General features: G+C 71.5%; 16 protein-coding genes, 2 pseudogenes and 1 riboswitch. Of the genes and pseudogenes, 14 read left to right on the top strand and 4 right to left on the bottom strand.

The features are described 5' to 3' along the window. Positions 1-375, top strand: a pseudogene (locus AB0H37_RS35575) (hypothetical protein); the annotation flags it as partial. A 108-nt stretch (positions 376-483) separates the two neighbouring features. Further along, positions 484-780 (top strand): hypothetical protein, encoded by a 297-nt coding sequence (locus AB0H37_RS35570; RefSeq protein ID WP_218934967.1) that lies wholly within the window; start codon positions 484-486, stop codon positions 778-780. On the opposite strand, the gene AB0H37_RS35565 is transcribed toward AB0H37_RS35570, so the two are convergent. Next, complete coding sequence (locus tag AB0H37_RS35565) at positions 777-1391, bottom strand: MarR family transcriptional regulator (protein WP_179832433.1); 615 nt, start codon at positions 1389-1391, stop codon at positions 777-779. The genes AB0H37_RS35570 and AB0H37_RS35565 overlap by 4 nt on opposite strands. Positions 1392-1794: 403 nt before the next feature. On the opposite strand from AB0H37_RS35565, the pseudogene AB0H37_RS35560 reads away from it, so the two are divergent. The 3 genes and pseudogenes from AB0H37_RS35560 to AB0H37_RS35550 form a co-directional block, all read left to right on the top strand. Beyond that, a pseudogene (locus tag AB0H37_RS35560) lies at positions 1795-2049 on the top strand (DUF3263 domain-containing protein); the annotation flags it as partial. A gap of 19 nt (positions 2050-2068) precedes the next feature. Next, positions 2069-2890, top strand: coding sequence for a trehalose-phosphatase (gene otsB, locus AB0H37_RS35555; protein ID WP_329095469.1), 822 nt, complete (start codon positions 2069-2071; stop codon positions 2888-2890). A 401-nt stretch (positions 2891-3291) separates the two neighbouring features. Further along, entirely contained in the window at positions 3292-4215 is a 924-nt protein-coding gene (locus tag AB0H37_RS35550) for a hypothetical protein (protein WP_360617085.1), read from the top strand. A 52-nt stretch (positions 4216-4267) separates the two neighbouring features. Here the strand turns inward: AB0H37_RS35550 and AB0H37_RS35545 are convergent, their stop codons facing one another. Then, positions 4268-4876, bottom strand: a complete 609-nt coding sequence (locus tag AB0H37_RS35545) for a PadR family transcriptional regulator (protein WP_329095464.1) — start codon at positions 4874-4876, stop codon at positions 4268-4270. A gap of 185 nt (positions 4877-5061) precedes the next feature. Continuing rightward, positions 5062-7191 carry a serine/threonine-protein kinase gene (locus AB0H37_RS35540; RefSeq protein WP_360617084.1) on the bottom strand — a complete coding sequence of 710 codons (2130 nt, stop codon included), beginning with the start codon at positions 7189-7191 and terminating at the stop codon, positions 5062-5064. Between AB0H37_RS35540 and AB0H37_RS35535 the strand changes: the two genes are divergently transcribed. Then, entirely contained in the window at positions 7190-7741 is a 552-nt protein-coding gene (locus AB0H37_RS35535; RefSeq protein ID WP_089313869.1) for an RNA polymerase sigma factor, read from the top strand. The genes AB0H37_RS35540 and AB0H37_RS35535 overlap by 2 nt on opposite strands. Positions 7742-7828: 87 nt before the next feature. Then, the gene (locus AB0H37_RS35530) at positions 7829-8854 is read left to right on the top strand and encodes a sulfotransferase (RefSeq protein ID WP_360617083.1); all 1026 of its coding nucleotides are present in this window, start codon (positions 7829-7831) and stop codon (positions 8852-8854) included. A gap of 117 nt (positions 8855-8971) precedes the next feature. On the opposite strand, the gene AB0H37_RS35525 is transcribed toward AB0H37_RS35530, so the two are convergent. Then, positions 8972-10465, bottom strand: a complete 1494-nt coding sequence (locus AB0H37_RS35525; RefSeq protein ID WP_360617082.1) for a trehalose-6-phosphate synthase — start codon at positions 10463-10465, stop codon at positions 8972-8974. Positions 10466-10585: 120 nt separating this feature from the next. Between AB0H37_RS35525 and AB0H37_RS35520 the strand changes: the two genes are divergently transcribed. From AB0H37_RS35520 to AB0H37_RS35490, 7 genes are all read left to right on the top strand, one after another. Beyond that, positions 10586-11521 (top strand): cation diffusion facilitator family transporter, encoded by a 936-nt coding sequence (locus AB0H37_RS35520; protein WP_179832439.1) that lies wholly within the window; start codon positions 10586-10588, stop codon positions 11519-11521. Between the two features lie 95 nt (positions 11522-11616). Then, positions 11617-11757, top strand: a riboswitch (SAM riboswitch). Between the two features lie 16 nt (positions 11758-11773). Next, on the top strand, positions 11774-13018 hold the full coding sequence (gene thrC, locus AB0H37_RS35515; RefSeq protein WP_329095454.1) for a threonine synthase: 1245 nt from the start codon (positions 11774-11776) through the stop codon (positions 13016-13018). A gap of 15 nt (positions 13019-13033) precedes the next feature. Then, entirely contained in the window at positions 13034-13312 is a 279-nt protein-coding gene (locus tag AB0H37_RS35510) for a MoaD/ThiS family protein (protein WP_179832441.1), read from the top strand. Between the two features lie 299 nt (positions 13313-13611). Then, the gene (locus AB0H37_RS35505; protein WP_360617081.1) at positions 13612-14709 is read left to right on the top strand and encodes a hypothetical protein; all 1098 of its coding nucleotides are present in this window, start codon (positions 13612-13614) and stop codon (positions 14707-14709) included. Positions 14710-15490: 781 nt separating this feature from the next. Next, the gene (gene groL / locus AB0H37_RS35500; RefSeq protein ID WP_089313862.1) at positions 15491-17119 is read left to right on the top strand and encodes a chaperonin GroEL; all 1629 of its coding nucleotides are present in this window, start codon (positions 15491-15493) and stop codon (positions 17117-17119) included. Between the two features lie 392 nt (positions 17120-17511). Further along, positions 17512-18102: a phospholipid scramblase-related protein gene (locus tag AB0H37_RS35495; RefSeq protein ID WP_329095447.1), complete on the top strand. Its 591-nt coding sequence runs from the start codon at positions 17512-17514 to the stop codon at positions 18100-18102. 63 nt (positions 18103-18165) lie between these two features. After that, a complete protein-coding gene (locus AB0H37_RS35490; RefSeq protein WP_360617080.1) occupies positions 18166-18522 on the top strand; it encodes a hypothetical protein in 357 nt (118 codons plus the stop codon). Positions 18523-18961 lie beyond the last annotated feature (439 nt).

Below are 18961 nucleotides of genomic sequence, written 5' to 3'. Positions count from 1 at the left end.
AACGGGAACGGGCACAACGGCGCGGGCCTCAACGGGTCGGCGCGGGACGAGCCGTCCGTCCTCGACGACGACGAGTGGGACGCCTTCCGCCGCGGCGCCCTGGAAACACCGGACCTGCCCGACCCCGGAACGACGGCTCCGCTCGCCGGGGTACCCCCGGAACCGCCGGACGAGCCGCCGCTCCCGCCCGTACCCCACGCGGACGAGGGACCGGCCGGCGCGTTCTCCGACGTCCCGCCGCCCGGCCTGGGCGGCGTCGAACCGCCGGAAGGGCCCGTCCCGCCGCCGGACCCGGCCGACGGCGAGCCGCGCGGGCGCCACTCGCGGCGCCCGCGTCCCGGCGACGACGAGGAGTACCGGCCGCCCTGGTGGTGAGCGCGGTACTCCGGCGGGCGTAGCGCGAGTGCCTCCGGCCAGACGATGCGGCCCCCCGCACCCCTCGCCGAGCATCGACTTATCCGAACACAGGAAGGTCGATGAACCATGTTGACGATGTTGGCGACGCAGGCGGCCGCGATGCACCCCGGCGGCTGGCACGACGGGGACGCACCCGCGTTCTGGCCGGTCTTCCCGATCACGTTCGGGCTGTTCTGGCTGGCCGTGCTCGGCACCGCGTTCTACCTCATCCGCCGCCGCATGCACGACGGCGCCGCGGCGGCCGGGGCGGCGGCCGACCCGATGACCAAGGCGCGCTCGGTGCTCGCCGAGCGGTTCGCCCGGGGCGAGATCGACGAGGACGAGTACCACGTCCGCATGTCCGCCCTCCGCAACGGCGATTAGTCCGCGGCGGCCTCCTCGAAGATGCGGTCGATGCCGTCCGGGTACATCGGTACCCGGACGGCGGCGTCGGCGAAGCGGCTGAGCAGCCGCGCGAACTCGGTGCGCTCCCGCTCCGACCAGTCGGTCATCAGGTCGTCGAGGTAGGCGCGGCGGAACCGGTCGGCGACCTGCTTGACGCGCCGCCCGGACTCGGTCAGGCCGAGGTTGGCGCGGCGAGCGTCGACGGGGGAGGGACGCCGGGACACCAGGCCGGCGTCGATGGCGTGCCCGACGAGACGGCTCGCCGTGGACGGGTCGACCTCCAGCCGTTCCGCGACCGCGCCGACCGTGACCTCGCAGGACGGTTCGTCCGGGTGCTCGCGCGCGGTGAGGGCGGCGACGGCGTTCACCACCATCAGGTTCGACAGCTGCAGCGGGCGCCCGTCCGTGGCGGTCGCCGTCTGGGCGCGGACGCGCTTGACGAGGTCGGGCTTGGCCCAGACGCGGCGCAGATGGAACAGCGCGGTCGCGATCTCGGTGAGGGCGCGCTCGGCGGGGGGTTCGGGAGGGCTCCCGTCCCGGGGCGCGTCCCGCTCGGCGGTCCGTCCCGTGGCGGAGGTCTCCGTCGCCATGCAAGGTCTCCGTTCCGGACGCCGGACGCTGCGGATCACCCACTCTAACGTATGCAGAGTACATATGTTGTGGCGTGCCGTGAACGCCGTTGCCCGTGAGACACATGAAGCGAAAGAGCCCCAGGTGAACGGGGATGTGATGCACTGAACCACCGGCATCCGTTCACCGGGATCCGCCGGAACTTGTCGGCCCGGACGCGTAGCATGGCTCCCGCCCGAACCCGGACGACCCGGGATCAGTAACCACAGAGGGGACCTGATGCGAGCGGCGAACGCCCCCGGTGACCCCCGCGGTGACGTCCCCCCGCAGGACCGGACCATGGACGACGGCCAACCCCCGCCACCCCCGACCGAGCCCACCGCCGCCGACGCGGAGGGCGGGGCGGACGACGCCGCGTTCAGCGCGGGCGGGCTCTCCGAGCGCGACCGCCGGATCCTCGCCTTCGAGCGGCAGTGGTGGAAGTACGCCGGCGCCAAGGAGCAGGCCATCCGCGAGACGTTCGACATGTCGGCCACGCGGTACTACCAGCTCCTGAACATCCTGATCGACCGACCCGAGGCGCTGGAGTGCGACCCGATGCTCGTCAAGCGCCTGCGCCGGATGCGGACACAACGGCAACGCAGCCGTGCCGCGCGGCGGCTCGGCATCCGGCCCTGACCTGGCCACCATTGGTCATGTGAACTCTCCCCGCTCTTTGACGGCCGCAGGCGCCGAAGGCCTTGACGCCATCCGCGAGAACCCGGCCGGGGCCGTGCTCGGCTTCGACTTCGACGGCACCCTGGCGCCGATCGTCGCCGACCCGGCCTCGGCGAGGGCCCATCCGGACGCCGCGCCGGCCCTGGCCCGGCTGGCCCCGCTGGTCGGCTCGCTGCTGATCGTGACCGGACGTCCCGCCGCCGTGGCGGTCGAGTACGGCGGATTCGAGGGCGTCGACGGGCTCGTCGTCCTCGGGCAGTACGGGCTCGAACGCTGGGAGTCCGGCACGCTGACCGTGCCGGAGCCGCCGCCGGGCGTCGCCGAGGCCCGCGCGAAGCTGCCAGGCGTCCTCGCCGCCGCGGGCGCACCGCCCGAGACGTTCGTCGAGGACAAGGGGCAGGCGCTCGCCGTCCACACCCGGCGGTGCGCCGAACCGCAGGTCGCGCTGGACCGGCTGCGCGGCATCCTCGCCGCGCTCGCCGAGCGGACCGGGCTGTCGGTGGAGCCCGGACGCTTCGTCCTCGAACTGCGCCCGCCCGGCATGGACAAGGGCAAGTCGCTGCGCTCGTTCATCGACGACCGCGGGACCCGTCCCTCCGCCGTGCTGTTCGCCGGAGACGACCTCGGCGACCTGGCCGCGTTCGACGCCGTCGACGCGCTGCGCGCCGAGGGCGTGCCCGGCGTGCTGGTGTGCAGCGGCTCGACCGAGGTCACCGCGCTCGCCGGACGGGCGGACCTGGTGGTCGACGGGCCCGCCGGCGTGGTCGACCTCCTCGGCTCGCTCGCGGACTCCCTCTCCTGACTCCTCCGGCGGACCCGGCGCCACCCCGGGGCGCCGGAGCACGGCAAGAGTTGTTCGCCAGGTGATAAGAGTCACGGCTCGACTTGTCGTATCTCGCGAGACTCCGGGGGCGGGTGTGGAACGGGGGGTTAATTAGGCCAAAATGTGGTGAATTGCGGTGAGTGCGGGTTCACGGGGGAGTCGCACGAGGGACATCGGGAGGCTAGACGGTGGACACGGAGCCGGGACTTCCGCGCCGTCCGGGCGAGATCAGGCACACGCCCTCCCAGGGCATCCCGAGGGCCACGCCCAGGGACGGGACGCCGGTCCGGCCACCGGGCGCCCCGGTACCGCCCGGCGCTCCGGTTCCGCCGGGCGCTCCCATCCCGCCGGACGCCCCGACGCGTCCGATCGTCCACACCGTGCCGGCCGTGCAGGCCGCACAGGCGCCGCCGGCCGTGCCGGCGCCGCCGCGCGTCTGGGGGACGCCGCCGCGGTCGCACCCCGAGCCGCCGCTCGGCGGGTCCGAGTGGGCCGCCGTGCCCGAGGCGCAGGACGCCTACTCCGAGTCCGAGGACCGGTCGTCGGCGACGGGGCCGATGGGCGTCCGCGAGACCAGCGGCGTCCAGGTGCGGCTCGGGTCGTGGGAGCGCGAGCGCGAGCGCCGGGAGCGGCGGCGCAGGGGCCGTCGCAGCGGTCTGGTCGCGGCGGGCGTGCTCGTCCTGGCCGGGCTGGTCACGGTCGGGCTCGTGCTGACGCCCGGCTCCGGCGACAAGGGCGGGACGGAGGCGGCCCCCGCCGCGGGCGAGCAGGCGCCGGGCGGCGGCGCCAAGCCACCGCCCGCGGGCTCGCCCATCACGGTCGGCACCGCCGACGGCTCCAGGTACAGGATCGCCGCGGTGACGTCCGGGATCAGCGACGGCGTGGTGACGACGTTCCAGTCCACGCCGCCGTCCGGGACGGCGTTCCCCTACATCGAGTACATCCTCGGCAACCCGAGCGGCGGGAAGGTCCTGCTCGACTTCCCCGGCGACGTGTTCGTCAGGCGCGACCTGGTGACGCCGGAGGCGCGGGGACGCTGCATGCCGCAGGCCGGCGTCCCCGAGGCCCTGTGCACGCCGCCGACCGACAGCCAGGTCGTGCGGCGGCTCGCGGGCGGCGCGCTCGTCGCGGGGGAGGGCGGCGACAAGTACCTGCCGCCGGGGGCGTCATACCTGGTCCGTGCGACGGTGGACGTCCCGGTCGACCGCGGCGTCAGGCGCTCGGACATGGCCCTGTACGTGTGGAAGCAGCTCTACGTGGCCGACCAGCTCGCCAAGCAGGCGCCCTTTCCGAAGGGACGATGAAACCGCCGTGGCCTGGGCGGCCACGGCGGTTCTGATCGGTGCTCTCTGAGGTTCACTCGGCTTCGGGGTCATCGGCGAGGATCCCGTAGAGGCGGCGGCGGGCGTCGTTGACCACGTCCAGCGCGCGCGCCTTCTGCGCCTCGCTGCCCACGGCCATCACCTGGTGCAGGGCCCCCATCAGCTGGCCGACCGCCTCGCGTCCGCGCAGGACGTTCTCGCCGGCGGCCTCGGTGACCTCGTCCCAGGGGGCGGCGGTCTGCGCCGACGCCTCCTCGCGGCCGGTGTCGGTGAGGGCGAACAGCCGCTTGCCGCCCTGTTCCTCGCTGCTGACCAGGCCCTCGTCCTCCAGCATCTGGAGGGTCGGGTAGACCGAGCCGGGGCTCGGCCGCCAGACGCCGCCGGTGCGGCCGTCCAGTTCCTGGATCATCTCGTAGCCGTGCATCGCCCGCTCGGCCAGCAGGGCGAGCAGCGCCGCCCGGACATTGCCGCGCCGGGTGCGCCGACCGCGTCCACCGCGTCCGCGATGGCCGGGACCGAAACCCGGGCCGAAGCCGGGTCCGCCGGGTCCGCCGGGTCCCCACGGGCCGAACGGGTCGCCGCGGCGCCCCCGCTCCTCGGATCCCCTGAAGCCCCCGCGCCTTCTCGTCGTGTGCTCGTGCATCGCAGTCTCCTTCTGTCGTTGATCGGTTGCGATGCTTCGACGATATATCGCTAACATGTCGCGATGCAACAGTTGTGATGCACTTCACTCCGGAGTGTGCCCGCGTCGAATAGATCGAGGCGCGGAGCGGTGAACGCTCCGCGCCTCGACAGGCGGGTCTCGGTGCTACCGATCGGGGCCCCGGGTCAGGGGCCGGTGACCTTCAGGTTGTCCAGGATGTCCTTGGTGGCGTCGCGGCCGTCGGTCTCCTTGACCCGGATCCACAGGCCGAACTTGCCGGACTTGTCCTTGAGACCGACCTCGGTGACCGACGGCGTGCCGGTCTTGCAGGCGGTGAAGCGGGTGATCGTCCCGGTGAGGGCGCCGTCCGGCGTGGTGTAGTTCTCCGGCGCGGCCTTCGTGCACTGCGAGTGGACGGCGGCGCTCGGCGGCGGGAGCTGCCCGGCGCGCAGGTCGGTGGTCACGCCGACGAACACGCCGGGGCCCTTGCCGTTGCCGAGGAACGCGGCCTTGTCAGGCGTCGCGCGCAGCACCGGCCGCGGCTGCCCGTCGGTGAGGCCGACGGTGGACGGCGTCCACGTCTGCGCCTGCTCCTGCTTCGGCCACGCCTTCGGGACCGCGGTCTTGATCTTGCCGGAGCCGTCGGCGACCGCGACGAAGTCCTTCGGGACCGCCGGCTTCTTGTCCTTGCCGTCCTTGCCGCCGTCCTTGTCGTCGCCGGAGAACATCATGCCGAGCGCCAGCCCGCCGATCACCGCGACGACCAGCACGACCGCCGTGATGATCAGCGGGGTGACGAACTTCTTCGGCGCGCCGCCGCCCCGCGGCCCGCCCTGCCCGCCACCCTGGACCGGCCCCGGGGGAGGAGGCTGGAAACCGGTGGGCGGGGGCCCGTAGGGCTGCTGGCCGCCGGGGCCCATCTGCTGCATCGGGGCGCCCTGCGGAGCGCCGGTCTGCTGCTGCTGGCTCGGGAACACGGTCGTCTTGTCGTCCAGCCCCTGCGGCGGAGCCTGAGGTTGGCCCTGAGGTTGGCCCTGAGGTTGGCCCTGAGGTCGGCCCTGCGGCGGGGGCTGGTAGGCGATCGTCCGGTCGTTGTCGTTGTCCGGGGCTGTGGGCCCCTCCGCCTGCGCGAACGGGGTGGAGCGCCCGCCGGGCCGGTCCACCACCGTCACCTCCTCGGACGAAGGAGCGGGCGGGACGCGCATCTCGGACGTGTGGAGGTCGTCCTCGCCGGACCGGTCGAACCGCGTCTGCATGTCGGGCGGGGCGCCCTGGCCCGCCGGCGCGGCGGCCTGAGCAGGTCCGGGCTGCACGGGAGGGGGCTGCTGCTGGGCCTGGACGCCCTCGCGGTAGAAGTCCTGGACGGTCGCGTCCGAGTCGATCCGCGGCTCGGGCGGCGCGGGCGCGCCCTGGACGGGCGCCGCCTGGACGGGCGCCGGCGCGGCCGGCGCGGGTGCGTTCTGGGCGGACGTCGGCCGCAGCGTGGACAGCGCCTCCGCGAACGCCTCGGCGGTCGGCCACCGCTTCTCCCGTTCGACCTCCAGCGCCCGCAGGACCACCTGGTCGAACGCGGGGGGCAGCCCCTCGCGCAGCTCGCTCGGCGCCTTCTTGACCGGCGCCGGGCCCGGGGCCCGTCCGGCGAGCATGTGGTAGGTCAGCGCACCGAGCCCGTACACGTCCGCGCGGATGTCCAGGCCGCCGCCGAACCGCGCCTGCTCGGGCGACATGTACCCGGGCGTACCGACCGGGAGGGTGAACGCGCCGGACGCGTGCGCGAGCGCCTTGGCGAGGCCGAGGTCGGCGATGAGCAGTTTCTCGCCGCCGTCCGGCGTCGACTGGAAGAGCACGTTGGACGGCTTGAGGTCGCGGTGGATGACGCCCAGCGTGTTGATCACCTCGACGCCGTAGGCGATCTGCTCGGCGAGCGCCACCGCCTCGCTGACCGGAAGTGGCCGTTCACGCATACGATCGCCGAGCGTCCCGCGGTCCGCGTACGACATCACGAAGTAGGGGCGCCCGTCCGGGAGCTCGCCGATGTCGTGGACGCGGACGAGACGCTCGGAGTCGGCGCGGCGCAGGATCCGGGCTTCCTCGAGGAACCTGTTGCGCACGTCCAGATCGTCGATCAGGCTGCCGTTCAGGACCTTTATGGCGACCTGGGACTCGAGGGCGTCGTCGTGCCCCAGCCACACAGAGGCGAACGCCCCCGAACCCAGGACGCGATCGATCCGGTAACGGCCTACTGATGGTGGGAAAGACACTCCCGTATCATCCCAACAACGGGGTGAGCGCGCGAACGAGCATTGAGGCGGCATGGCATTCGACGAGAGGACCGAGGAGTTGGCGGTCAAGGCCGCACAGGGCGACCAGGGCGCCCTCAATGAGCTCCTCCGCAAGATCGAGCCGGACGTGCTGCGGCACAGCTCCCGCTTCCTGCCCTGCCGGCAGGACGCCGAAGAGGCGTGCCAGGACGCGTTGCTCCAGGTCGCGCGGAACATCCACCGGTTCGAGGGCCGGTCGCGGTTCAGCACCTGGCTGCACGTCGTCGTCGCCAACTCCGCCCGCTCCACCTACCGGTCGCTGAAGCGGCGCTCGGTCGAGCAGGCGGGCGAGCTTCCGCAGCAGCGCCCCGACCCGCGCCGGACGAGCGTGATCGCCGGCTCCCGGGTCGACATCCTGGACGCCATGGAGGATCTGGAGGCCCGCAAGCCCGACCTCATCCAGGCCCTCGTGCTGCGGGACGTCTCGCAGCTGGAGTACGCGGAGATCGCCGAGCAGCTCAAGCTGCCGCTCGGCACGGTCAAGTCCCGCATCCACGAGGCGCGCAAGCAGGTGAGGCAGACGCTCGGCGAGTCCTACACCTGACCCGCCGGTCAAGGCTGGGTCATCGGGCGGTAACGGTGGGTACAGAACTCGGGTCCTGAGCTGGGCCTCTGCACCAGCATGCGGTGCATGCCACCAGGACCGGCCCTCCGCCACGATCGCCCGATCTTCATTTTCGGCTGTCCCCGCTCGGGTACGACGCTGCTGCGGCTGATGCTCCACTCGCACGCCCGCATCGCGATCCCGGCGGAGACCAGGTTCGTCCTGCCCGCCTATACGGCGAGGTGTGACTACGGTGACCTTCGGGACAGTAAGAACAGGCGGATGCTCGCGGAGTGGATCGTCGGAGAGCGGTCCACCAAGGTGCGGGCGCTCGGCATGGACGCCGACGGGCTCATCGAGGAGATCGCCGACGGCCCGCCGACGATCGGCTCGGCGATCGGCGTCGTCTTCCGGGCCTACGCCCGCCTGCACGGCAAGCCGCGCTGGGGTGACAAGCGCCCGAGCTACTCGCAGCACGTCGGCGCGCTGCTGCGGATGTTTCCCGATGCCCAGTTCGTCCACCTTGTCCGGGACGGCCGGGACTGCGTCGCGTCGCTGATGGAGATGCCCTGGTTCGACGCCGACATCCACCACGCCGTCTCCGCCTGGCGGGAGACGATCGACCGCGGCCGCCGGCTCGCCGAGCGCCTCGGCCCCGACTCCTACTACGAGCTGCAGTACGAGCGGCTCGTCACCGACCCCACCGACGAGCTGACCCGGCTCTGCGGCTTCCTCGGCGAGGACTTCGACACCGAGATGGTCCACCCGGAGGGCCTCGCGAAGCGGATCGTCCCGTCCCGCAAGAAATGGCACGGCCGCACGCACGACGCCGTCACCACCAACCGCGTCGGCTCGTGGGCCGAGCGCCTCGACGCCTGGGAGATCAGCCTGGCCGAGGCCGCGTTCGGCGAGCGGCTCGCGGAGTACGGCTACGAGCCGAGCGGCCTGCCGAAGCCGTCCGCGGCCCAGCTGGCCCGCTTCACCCGGACCGCCGCGCACCGCCGCATGGCGCAGAGCAAGGCGGTGCTGCGCGAACGCTGGAGGCAGCACTACGAGCCGAACCCCGTCGAATGCCTCCTCACCGCCGGGCAGTCCGCCGGCACCGCCCCCTGACCGGACCCGCGGCGTGTTGCCCTGACGCCCGCAGTGCAACACGCCGCTCCCTCCAGCGGTGTCATCGTGGGGGGCGACCCCGCACCCTGGGAGGGCGATAACCGCCGAGGCGGTCGGTCAGTCCAGCGCGGCGAGCTGGTCGGCGAACCAGCGCTGCGGGGGGAGGGCCGTCGCGGCGTCGGCGAGGCGGGCGCAGCGTTCGGCTCGCCGGGCGCGCGGCATGAGCAGGGCCTGGCGCAGGGCCTCGGCCGTCTGCGACACGTCGTAGGGGTTGACCATCAGCGCGTCCTCGGACAGCTCGGCGGCCGCGCCCGCCTCTCGCGACAGCACGAGCGCGCAACCGTGCCGCGACAGGACGGGCCCCTCCTTCGCGACCAGGTTCATCCCGTCCCGGATCGGGTTGACGAGCAGGACGTCGGCCAGGCCGTAGGCGGCGAGGGAACGCGGGTAGTCGTCGTTCACCTGCAGGATCAGCGGCTCCCAGTCGGCCGTGCCGAACTCGTCGGAGATCTGCTCGGCCATGCGCCGGACGGCCGCGGTGTACTCCCGGTACTCGGGCAGGTCGTAGCGGGACGGGTACGCGAACGCCAGGTGCACGACGCGGCCGCGCCATTCGGGATGGTTGACGAGCAGCTCCCGGTACGCGGCGAGGCCGCGCACGATGTTCTTGGACAGCTCCGTCCGGTCGATCCGCACGATGAGCCGGCGGTCGCCCACCTGTTCGCGCAGCGCGCGGGCCCGTTCGACGACGTCCTGCTCGGCGGCGCGCCGGCGCAGCGCCGTCCCGTCCACACCGAGACCGTGCACGCCCACGCGCGTGGTGTGGCCCGAGCAGGAGACGGTGCGGGCCACGTGGTCGACGCGGGCACCCGGCAGCAGCTCGCAGCAGTCGAGGAAGGCCGACGCCCACCGCTCGGTGAGGAAGCCGGCGTGGTCGGCGCCGAGGATGCCGAGAAGGATCTGCGCGCCGATGTCGTCCGGGAGCAGGCCGAAGTACTCCGGCGGCGCCCAGGGCGTGTGAGAGAAGTGCACGATCTTCAGGTCGGGGCGCCGGTCGCGCAGCATCCGGGGAGCCAGCGACAGGTGGTAGTCCTGGATCGCCGCCTTCGCGCCCTCGGCGGCGTCCCGTGCGAGGGCGTCCGCGAAGGCCGCGTTGTACGCCTCGTAGGACTGCCAGTCGCGCCGGGCGCGGGCGTCGAAATGCGGGTTGCGCGGTGTGTCGTACAACAGGTGGTGGACGAACCACAGCGTCGAGTTGGCGACGCCGTTGTAGGCGCGGTCGAACGTGGCCGCCGGGATGTCGAGCATCCGCACCGCGGCACCGCCGGTCTCGTATCCGGCGAGGTCGAGGCGTCCGTCCGGGGAGCGGCGCGCGGCCGTGCGGTCGGCCTCGCCGAGGCTCGCGCACACCCAGAGAACGTCCGCGCCGCCGGCGGACGGCTCCCGCTCCGTCCCGGCCGGGCGCGGCGGGCCCGGGTCGCGGGGGGCGCCCGTGACGGCGGCGAGGCCCGACACGAGTCCGCCGCCCCCGCGCCGCATGGTGAGCCCGCCGTCGTCCGACAGCGAGAACGACACGGGCCCCCGGTTCGAGGCCACCAGCACTTGGCTCATACGGGAAGGGTCTCAGTTGCGGCCGAGGCGCATCAAAGTGACCCGCGAGGTGGCCGTCATCGCCGGGGCTTCTGGCCGTTCCGCCCGATTAGTCATCCACCCAGGGGGTATCCGGCGGCAATGAGCAAGTCCGAGACGACGAAGACCGTGCTCGTCGCCGGTGCAGCGAACCTCATCCTCGCGATCACGAAGCTGTTCGCCGGCCTGCTGGCCGGGTCCAGCGCCATGCTCGCGGAGAGCGCGCACTCGGTGGCCGACACCCTGAACCAGGGCTTTCTCTACACCTCGCTCCGGCGCAGCGAGCGGCCCCCCGACCGGCGCCACCCCTTCGGATACGGCAACGAGCGGTACGTGTGGTCGCTGCTCGCCGCGTTCGGCATCTTCGTGGCCGGCGCCGGGTTCTCGATCTTCGAAGGCATCCTGACCATGACCGGCCACGGCGGCGGTGGGACGACGGTGTGGCTCGCCTACGCCGTCCTCGGCCTCGGCGCGGTGCTGGAGGGGGCGTCCTGGCTCCGCGCCTTCTACCAGGCCAAGAAGGAGACGCGCGAGAACGACCGCGACCTCGTCGAGCACGTCCGCAAGTCGCCCGACGTGACGTTCAAGACCGCGCTGTTCGAGGACACCGCCGCGATGATCGGCCTCGCCCTCGCCGCCGGCGGGCTCGCGATGCGCCAGATCACCGGCTCGGAGTTCTGGGACGGGCTCGCGTCCGTCCTCATCGGGGTCCTCCTGGTCGTCCTCGCCTTCTCGATCGGCCGGGAGAGCATGGGCCTGCTCATCGGCCGGGCGGCCGACCCCGCCGAGCAGCGCGAGATCCGCGCCGAGATCCTCGGCGCCCCCGGCGTGACCGGCGTGGACGAACTGCTCACCATGCACTTCGGCCCCGAGCAGCTCCTCGTCGCCGCGAAGGTGCACTTCTCCGACGACATCAGCGCCGACGAGGCCGAGGACGTCGCCGGCGAGATCGACCGGCGGCTCCGGGAGCGCGTCCCGACCGTCCGGCACGTGTTCCTCGATCCGACCCAGCGCGTGATCAAGACCTCCGCCGGGTAACGTCTCAATCGCTGGACCCGCCTGTCTGGCATCCGGTCAGTTCATGTAAAGTCACGCATACGAGCTCAAAGCGCTCGTGATCGACAACTTAATACCGCTCATCCAGAGGGGTGGAGGGACCGGCCCTGCGAAGCCCCGGCAACCACCCGGCTGTGGCGCGTCGCGATCCTGCGAGGCCTGCCGGGAGATGGTGCCAACTCCGGCCTGCGACCAAGGTGGCGCAGGGAAGATGGGGAGAAAGGCCTCGCCCTCATGGCACTCACGCCTGCCACAGACCTCGGACCGGCTACCGCTCTCGTCTGCCGCGAATGCGGCACGTCCCGCGACCTCGGGCCCTTCTACGCGTGTGAGGAATGTTTCGGCCCCCTGGAGATCGCCTACGACTTCGGCGGCGTCACCCGGGAGGCCATCGAGTCCGGGCCGCGCAACATCTGGCGGTACCGCGGGCTGCTGCCCGTCCCGGGCAACGTCGCCGACACCCCGAACACCGAGCCGGGCCTGACCCGTCTCGTCCGCGCCGACAACCTCGCGGAGAGCCTCGGCCTGCAGAGCCTGTGGGTGAAGGACGACAGCGGGAACCCGACCCACTCGTTCAAGGACCGCGTCGTCGCCGTGGCGCTCGCCGCCGCCCGTGAGCTGGGGTTCAAGGTGCTGGCCTGTCCGTCCACCGGGAACCTCGCCAACGCCGTCGCCGCCGCGGCGGCCCGCGCCGGGATCCGCAGCGCGGTGTTCGTCCCGTCGAACCTGGAGTCCCAGAAGATCATCACGACGGCCGTGTACGGCGGGACGTTCGTGACGGTCGACGGCAACTACGACGACGTCAACCGGCTCGCGTCCGAGATCGCCGGCGAGCAGGACGACTGGGCGTTCGTCAACGTCAACGTCCGCCCCTACTACGCCGAGGGCTCCAAGACGCTCGGCTACGAGATCGCCGAGCAGCTCGGCTGGCGGCTGCCGGACCAGATCGTCGTGCCGGTCGCGTCCGGCTCCCAGCTCACCAAGATCGACAAGGCCTTCCAGGAACTGATCAAGCTGGGCCTGGTCGAGGACAAGCCGTACCGCGTCTTCGGCGCCCAGGCCGCCGGGTGCGGCCCGGTCGCCGCCGCGTTCAAGGCGGGCCACGACGCCGTCCGACCCGTGAAGCCCGACACGATCGCCAAGTCCCTCGCCATCGGCAACCCCGCCGACGGCCCCTACGTCCTGGACGTCGCCCGCCGCACCGGCGGCGCCGTCGAGGACGTGACCGACGAGCAGGTCGTCGAGGGCATCCGGCTCCTGGCCCGCACCGAGGGCATCTTCGGCGAGACGGCCGGCGGTGTCACCGTCGCGACCCTCCGCAAGCTCGTCCAGGCCGGCGCCCTGGACCCGGGCGCCGAGACCGTGATCATCAACTCCGGGGACGGCCTGAAGACCCTGGACGCCGTCGCCCCGGTCGTCGCGCCGTCGGCGAACATCGCCCCGTCCCTGGAGGCGTTCCGCGCCGCGGGCCTCGCCTGAGAACGAAGGAGCAGCATGAGCAGCGTGTCCGTCCGTATCCCGACGATCCTGCGGACCTACACCGGTGGCGAGTCCGAGGTGAAGGCCGAGGGCACGACCCTGCGCGCGGTCGTCGCCGACCTCGAGGCCAGCTACTCCGGCATCTCCGCCCGCATCCTGGACGACGCGGGCAAGATCCGCCGGTTCGTGAACGTCTACGTCGGTGACGAGGACGTCCGCTTCGCCGAGGGCCTCGACACCCCGACGCCCGAGGGCGCCCAGATCTCCATCATCCCCGCGGTGGCGGGCGGCTGACGTCCGTCTCGTCCCCAAAAGCCCCGGCACGTCCACCGTGCCGGGGCTTTTGCTTGCACATCTGGGCGATTCCCCCTTCTTCGGAAACCGATTGCCCCAGTGAATGCCGGATTGTGTGACTGTTCGCCCCGTCCGTCCAAACGCGCATGGAAAAAGCTTTAGCGAGCGCCCGTTATGCGGCTCTGATCTTGATCACCACCACTCCGTCACTTGGGTTTTTTGCTGGCCGCAGCCTGGAAGATTGATCCCGGAGTGGCGCTCCTGGGGGCGCCGATCGGCATACGAGAGTGAGGAAAGGCATGAAGCGCATTTTGCGCACGATGGCCGTGACCGGGATAACGATGGGGGCGGCCGTCCTCGCGGCTCCCTCGGCCATGGCCGACATCAACTTCTACGAGGTGGAGAAGGCGTACGTGGGGCACAACGGCCCCTCGTACATCAGTGAGAAGGGTCCGGGCGACCTGATCTACACCGACATCACCAAGTCGCCCAAGGCCGCACCGGTGATCGGGAACAAGCCGGTGAAGACCGGTGACATCACCACGAAACTCCACGGCGGGAAGCACAACACGGCCGTCACCGGCGTCGAGGGCTCCGAGCAGGAGGCCACCAAGGTCGCCCTCGCCAAGGCCGCCGAGCACCAGGCCGCGGAGCAGCAGGCCGCTCCGCAGCAGGCGGCTCCGCAGCAGGAGTCCCTGCAGGCCGCCCCGGAGCAGGGCGCCCAGCAGGCCGCTCCTCAGCAGGACGCTCAGCAGGCCGCGCCGGAGCAGCAGGCCGCTCCTCAGCAGGAGGCCCAGCCGAACGCCCCGCAGCAGGAGGCGGCGCAGGCTGCTCCTCAGCAGGACGCTCAGCAGGCGGCACCGGAGCAGCAGGCCGCCCCGGAGCAGCAGGCCGCGCCGGAGCAGCAGGCCGCGCCGGAGCAGCAGGCCGCCCCGGAGCAGCAGGCCGCTCCTCAGCAGGAGGCCCAGCTGAACGCCCCGCAGCAGGAGGCGGCGCAGGCTGCTCCTCAGCAGGACGCTCAGCAGGCCGCGCCGGAGCAGGGTGCCGAGCAGGCCGCCCCGCAGCAGGACGCTCAGCCGAACGCCCCGCAGCAGCAGGCCGACGCCAACGCCCCGCAGGCCGGGCAGCGGCTGGCCACCACGGGGGGCCACCCCAAGCCGGTGCACATCCACGCTGTCAAGAAGGCGAACGTCGGCCAGAACGGCCCCGTCGTCAACAGCGAGAAGGGCCCGGGCGACGCAATCTTCACGAACCTCAGCGGATCGCCCCGCTCGAACGTCTACGCCGGCAACAGCGCGACGATCACCGGCCCCATCACCACCAAGCTCTACGGCGGGAAGCGCAACACCGTGATCAACGCGGTCGCGGGCCCCGAGCAGGAGTCGAACAAGCGGTGAATCGCGGCTCCTGACAGAGCCTCGAAGCACCACGGCCGCTCCGGCCCGGTCACGCATCGACGCCGGAGCGGCCGCCCAATGTCCGGACCCGTTTGCGGCGGTCCCTTGCCCGGGGAACGAAAGAACATCCTCACCGTTCGCCATACTCCACAAAAGCGGCCAACCAGGCCGTGGTGACCCCGGCGCATCGGGCCGTCGCAAACACCGTCGCAAATGCCGTCGGCCAGCGACGAATGAGACTCCGCGAAAACGGAGACACGGACTCCCCGCCAGTGCAATGGCAGGCGAGACTGTCGGCCGCCGTGCTCCCGGTCCTCACCGGGAGGTGAGATCTCGGTATCCGCCGCCTCCTGGCCGGCCGCGTGCGACCACCCGCCAGTCGTCGGCCGGGGGCCGGGCGGGCGACGAGCCCGCGAACACGTCCCGGCGATCGCCCGGCCTGCTACGCCATCGGCGGAACTTCCAGCCGACCTGTGCCACGTGCGACGGGGTGAGCGGCCCCTCCCGAAGCGAGCTCCTGGACGTCCCGCCCCTGGTCAGGACGGGCGGGGCCGGTGAGAGAGACGTCGGTGGACGGGGATGTGTGGCGCTTGCACTCGACGGGGTAGAGTGCTAAACAAACATTGGCACTCTGCTGTGGAGAGTGACAACTTCACACAGTCATGGGTCGGGGCGATGAGGCCTCAGGCCGGCGACGGAATGGAAGTCGTCGGCGGGGCCGTCCGTCGCGGGCGTCGGCTCGATCCGTCTAAGCCACCTTGTTCCGGGAGGACTGGAGCCTATGGCTGCAAAGATGATCGCGTTCGACGAGGAGGCCCGCCGCGGTCTCGAGCGCGGCATGAACCAGCTCGCCGACGCCGTGAAGGTGACCCTTGGTCCCAAGGGCCGCAACGTCGTGCTGGAGAAGAAGTGGGGCGCTCCCACGATCACCAACGACGGTGTGTCGATCGCCAAGGAGATCGAGCTCGAGGACCCGTGGGAGAAGATCGGCGCGGAGCTCGTCAAGGAAGTAGCCAAGAAGACCGACGACGTCGCGGGTGACGGCACCACCACCGCCACCGTGCTGGCCCAGGCGCTGGTGCGCGAGGGTCTGCGCAACGTGGCCGCCGGTGCGAACCCGATGTCGCTGAAGCGCGGCATCGAGGCCGCCGTCGAGCGGGTGAGCGAGGAGCTGTCCAAGCTCGCCAAGGACGTGGAGACCAAGGAGCAGATCGCCTCCACGGCGTCCATCTCCGCGGGTGACCCGCAGATCGGCGAGATGATCGCCGAGGCGATGGACAAGGTCGGCAAGGAAGGCGTCATCACGGTCGAGGAGAGCCAGACCTTCGGTCTGGAGCTCGAGCTGACCGAGGGGATGCGCTTCGACAAGGGCTACATCTCGCACTACTTCGTGACCGACCCCGAGCGCATGGAAGCGGTCCTCGAGGACCCGTACATCCTGATCGTTCAGGGCAAGGCGTCGGCGAACAAGGACCTGCTGCCCGTCCTTGAGGGCGTCATGCAGTCCGGCAAGCCGCTGCTGATCATCGCGGAGGACGTCGAGGGCGAGGCCCTGGCCACCCTGGTCGTCAACAAGATCCGTGGCATCTTCAAGTCCGTGGCCGTGAAGGCGCCGGGCTTCGGCGACCGCCGCAAGGCCATGCTGGGCGACATCGCCACGCTGACCGGCGGTCAGGTCATCAGCGAGGACGTGGGTCTCAAGCTGGAGAACACCACGACCGAGATGCTGGGCCGCGCCCGCAAGGTCGTCATCACCAAGGACGAGACCACCATCGTGGACGGCGCCGGTGACGCCAACGAGATCGCGGGACGGGTCAACCAGATCCGCACCGAGATCGACAACACCGACTCCGACTACGACCGCGAGAAGCTCCAGGAGCGCCTGGCCAAGCTCGCGGGCGGTGTCGCGGTCATCAAGGCCGGCGCCGCGACGGAGGTCGAGCTCAAGGAGCGCAAGCACCGCATCGAGGACGCCGTCCGCAACGCGAAGGCCGCGGTCGAGGAGGGCATCGTCCCCGGCGGTGGTGTGGCGCTGCTGCAGGCCGGCACCAAGGCGTTCGACAAGCTGGAGCTGCCGGGCGACGAGGCCACCGGTGCGAACATCGTCAAGCGCGCTCTCGAGGAGCCGCTGAAGCAGATCGCCGTCAACGCCGGCCTTGAGGGCGGCGTCGTGGTGGAGCGGGTCCGGAACCTGACCCCGGGCGAGGGCCTGAACGCCGCCACCGGCGAGTACGTCAACATGTTCGAGTCGGGCATCCTCGACCCGGCCAAGGTGACCCGGTCCGCGCTGCAGAACGCCTCGTCGATCGCCGCGCTGTTCCTGACCACCGAGGCCGTCATCGCCGAGAAGCCCGAGAAGAACCCGGCCCCGGCGGGCGGCATGCCCGACGCCGGCGGTATGGACTTCTGAGCAGATCCGCGGTTCGCACTTCCGAGTGCAGGTGAAAGGGGCGGTTCCTTCGGGGACCGCCCCTTTCCCTGTCCGCGAGACCCGGTCCGGGCGGGGAGGCGCGTCCTGGGGCCGGTACCGACGCCGGCGGAGATGTCCGTGAGGATGTCCGGGAACCGCCGGGCCGAAAGAAGAATGTTTCTCGCGGCCACCTCGGTCGGCGCCGCCGCAGGTCAGTGAGCCGGGCGCGGGCGCGGCGGCTCCGGCGGGCGCAGACGGGGGTGCAAAGTCCTTCCCCTGCGGGCCCGGCGCTTGGCAGGATCGCCGGTTGGAGGGCGCGCCGCCGAGGTGCGGGCGCCGGCAAGGTGAACAGTGAGGCGGCCGCGGACGCGGCCGACGAGGCAGGAGAACACGTGAGCGAAGTGTTCAGCTCCCCGGTGCTCAGGGTCGAACAGCCTCGCAGGGGACCGTTCGCCAAGTCGCGGTACAAGGTTCTGGACGATGGCGGGGCCGTCGTCGCCATCGCGGCGCCGACCGACGACCAGAGCGAGAACGCGGTCATGCGCGGCCTGTTCCCCGGCAAGTCGAACCTCGACGCCCGTGCCGTCCTGCTGACGACGCCCGACGGTGACCCCCTGTACGTCGTGGACAAGCAGAGCGGCCGGGAGTACACCGAGATCCTCCGGCCGGACGGGGAGCGCGTCGGCTCCTTCGTGACCGAAAGGGTCGGCCGCCGCTACGTCATTTACGACGACGGCGGGACGCTCATCGGCACGGTCGACGTGGACGTGCCGCGCAACAACTTCGAGGTGAAGGACGCCGACGGCGGAAAGGTGGCGCACGTCCGCAAGAAGTGGGCGGGCCTCGCCACCCACCTGCTCACGACGGCCGACCGGTACGCGGTGGAGATCTCCGACCCCGTCCGGGAACCGCTGCGGACGATGGCGGTCATGACCGCCATCGTCATGGACATGAACCTGCACGAGGCCAAAGAGATCACCTGACCGGGCCGGCGGTCGCCCGATGGAGGGGTTCCCGGCTCCCGCGAGGCGAGGTACGTTCCGGTCGTGCAGGCCATGTCCGGGCGCCCGAACGGCTGGTGGATCTCGCCAGCGATTCCGACGATCGCGAACTGCGCGCTGGCCGTCCTCTGGGGCTTCTCGGCCCTCGGTGGGTGGGGCGACGCCGCCTTCTGCGGTGAGGACGAGGGCCGGGACCCGGGATGCGGGGCCGGGTTCGCGGACGCCGTACGGGTCTCGGCACCCGTCGCCGTCATCGCCGCGGCCGTCGCCGTGACCGCGTGGTCGATGCCCGGTGTCCGGCGCAGACCCTCTCGGCTGGACGTGACCCTCACCGTCGCGGCGTTCGTCTGGGTCATCGCCGAAGGTGTGCTGTTCATCGGCGGATACCGGGCCAAGCCCTGAGACGCGCCGAACGGTCGGCGTTGCCGAAAAGAAACCTCGGCCGCGTGAATGCGATGTTCGAGCGGTTCAAACAGGGGTGAACCAGGACAAAGCCCGAGGTAGGTCAGGTGCCTGAGCGGCTTCGGACGGGTGGCGCGGGCTCGTCGGCGCCATTGAGGCGTGCGAGCCGGTTTGACGTCCCCTCGTCTTGGGCATACTGTTCACTTCGCCCCACGGGAGTGCGGGACGCCTGAGGGCGGCCGGCCCGGGGGAACCATCCTCGACCAGCTGACGCGGCTTCGTCGCGCCCGCGCCGTCGTGATGGGATCGGAAAAGGATCGATTTGACAATCGGGCCGGATCTGGTGAAATAGCTCCACCGCCGGGAAGGAACCGCGCAAGCGGAACCGGAATGGCGTATCGGAAAAGCCCGGAATTGACAGTCCGAGCGGATCTGATAA

Source organism: Actinomadura sp. NPDC023710 (genome assembly GCF_040639875.1).
Taxonomy (GTDB): domain Bacteria; phylum Actinomycetota; class Actinomycetes; order Streptosporangiales; family Streptosporangiaceae; genus Spirillospora; species Spirillospora citrea.
Note: the sequence above shows the minus strand (reverse complement) of the source record. Positions and strands in the feature narration are given on the sequence as shown.

Excerpts from the sequence above, each read along its gene's own strand:
- AB0H37_RS35570 (WP_218934967.1), top strand. The coding sequence starts at position 484 with ATGTTGACGATGTTGGCGACGCAGGCGGCCGCGATGCACCCCGGCGGC.
- AB0H37_RS35565 (WP_179832433.1), bottom strand. The coding sequence starts at position 1,391 with ATGGCGACGGAGACCTCCGCCACGGGACGGACCGCCGAGCGGGACGCG.
- AB0H37_RS35545 (WP_329095464.1), bottom strand. The coding sequence starts at position 4,876 with ATGCACGAGCACACGACGAGAAGGCGCGGGGGCTTCAGGGGATCCGAG.
- AB0H37_RS35535 (WP_089313869.1), top strand. The coding sequence starts at position 7,190 with ATGGCATTCGACGAGAGGACCGAGGAGTTGGCGGTCAAGGCCGCACAG.
- AB0H37_RS35540 (WP_360617084.1), bottom strand. The coding sequence starts at position 7,191 with ATGCCGCCTCAATGCTCGTTCGCGCGCTCACCCCGTTGTTGGGATGAT.
- AB0H37_RS35530 (WP_360617083.1), top strand. The coding sequence starts at position 7,829 with ATGCCACCAGGACCGGCCCTCCGCCACGATCGCCCGATCTTCATTTTC.
- AB0H37_RS35525 (WP_360617082.1), bottom strand. The coding sequence starts at position 10,465 with ATGAGCCAAGTGCTGGTGGCCTCGAACCGGGGGCCCGTGTCGTTCTCG.
- AB0H37_RS35520 (WP_179832439.1), top strand. The coding sequence starts at position 10,586 with ATGAGCAAGTCCGAGACGACGAAGACCGTGCTCGTCGCCGGTGCAGCG.
- thrC (WP_329095454.1), top strand. The coding sequence starts at position 11,774 with ATGGCACTCACGCCTGCCACAGACCTCGGACCGGCTACCGCTCTCGTC.
- AB0H37_RS35510 (WP_179832441.1), top strand. The coding sequence starts at position 13,034 with ATGAGCAGCGTGTCCGTCCGTATCCCGACGATCCTGCGGACCTACACC.
- AB0H37_RS35505 (WP_360617081.1), top strand. The coding sequence starts at position 13,612 with ATGAAGCGCATTTTGCGCACGATGGCCGTGACCGGGATAACGATGGGG.
- groL (WP_089313862.1), top strand. The coding sequence starts at position 15,491 with ATGGCTGCAAAGATGATCGCGTTCGACGAGGAGGCCCGCCGCGGTCTC.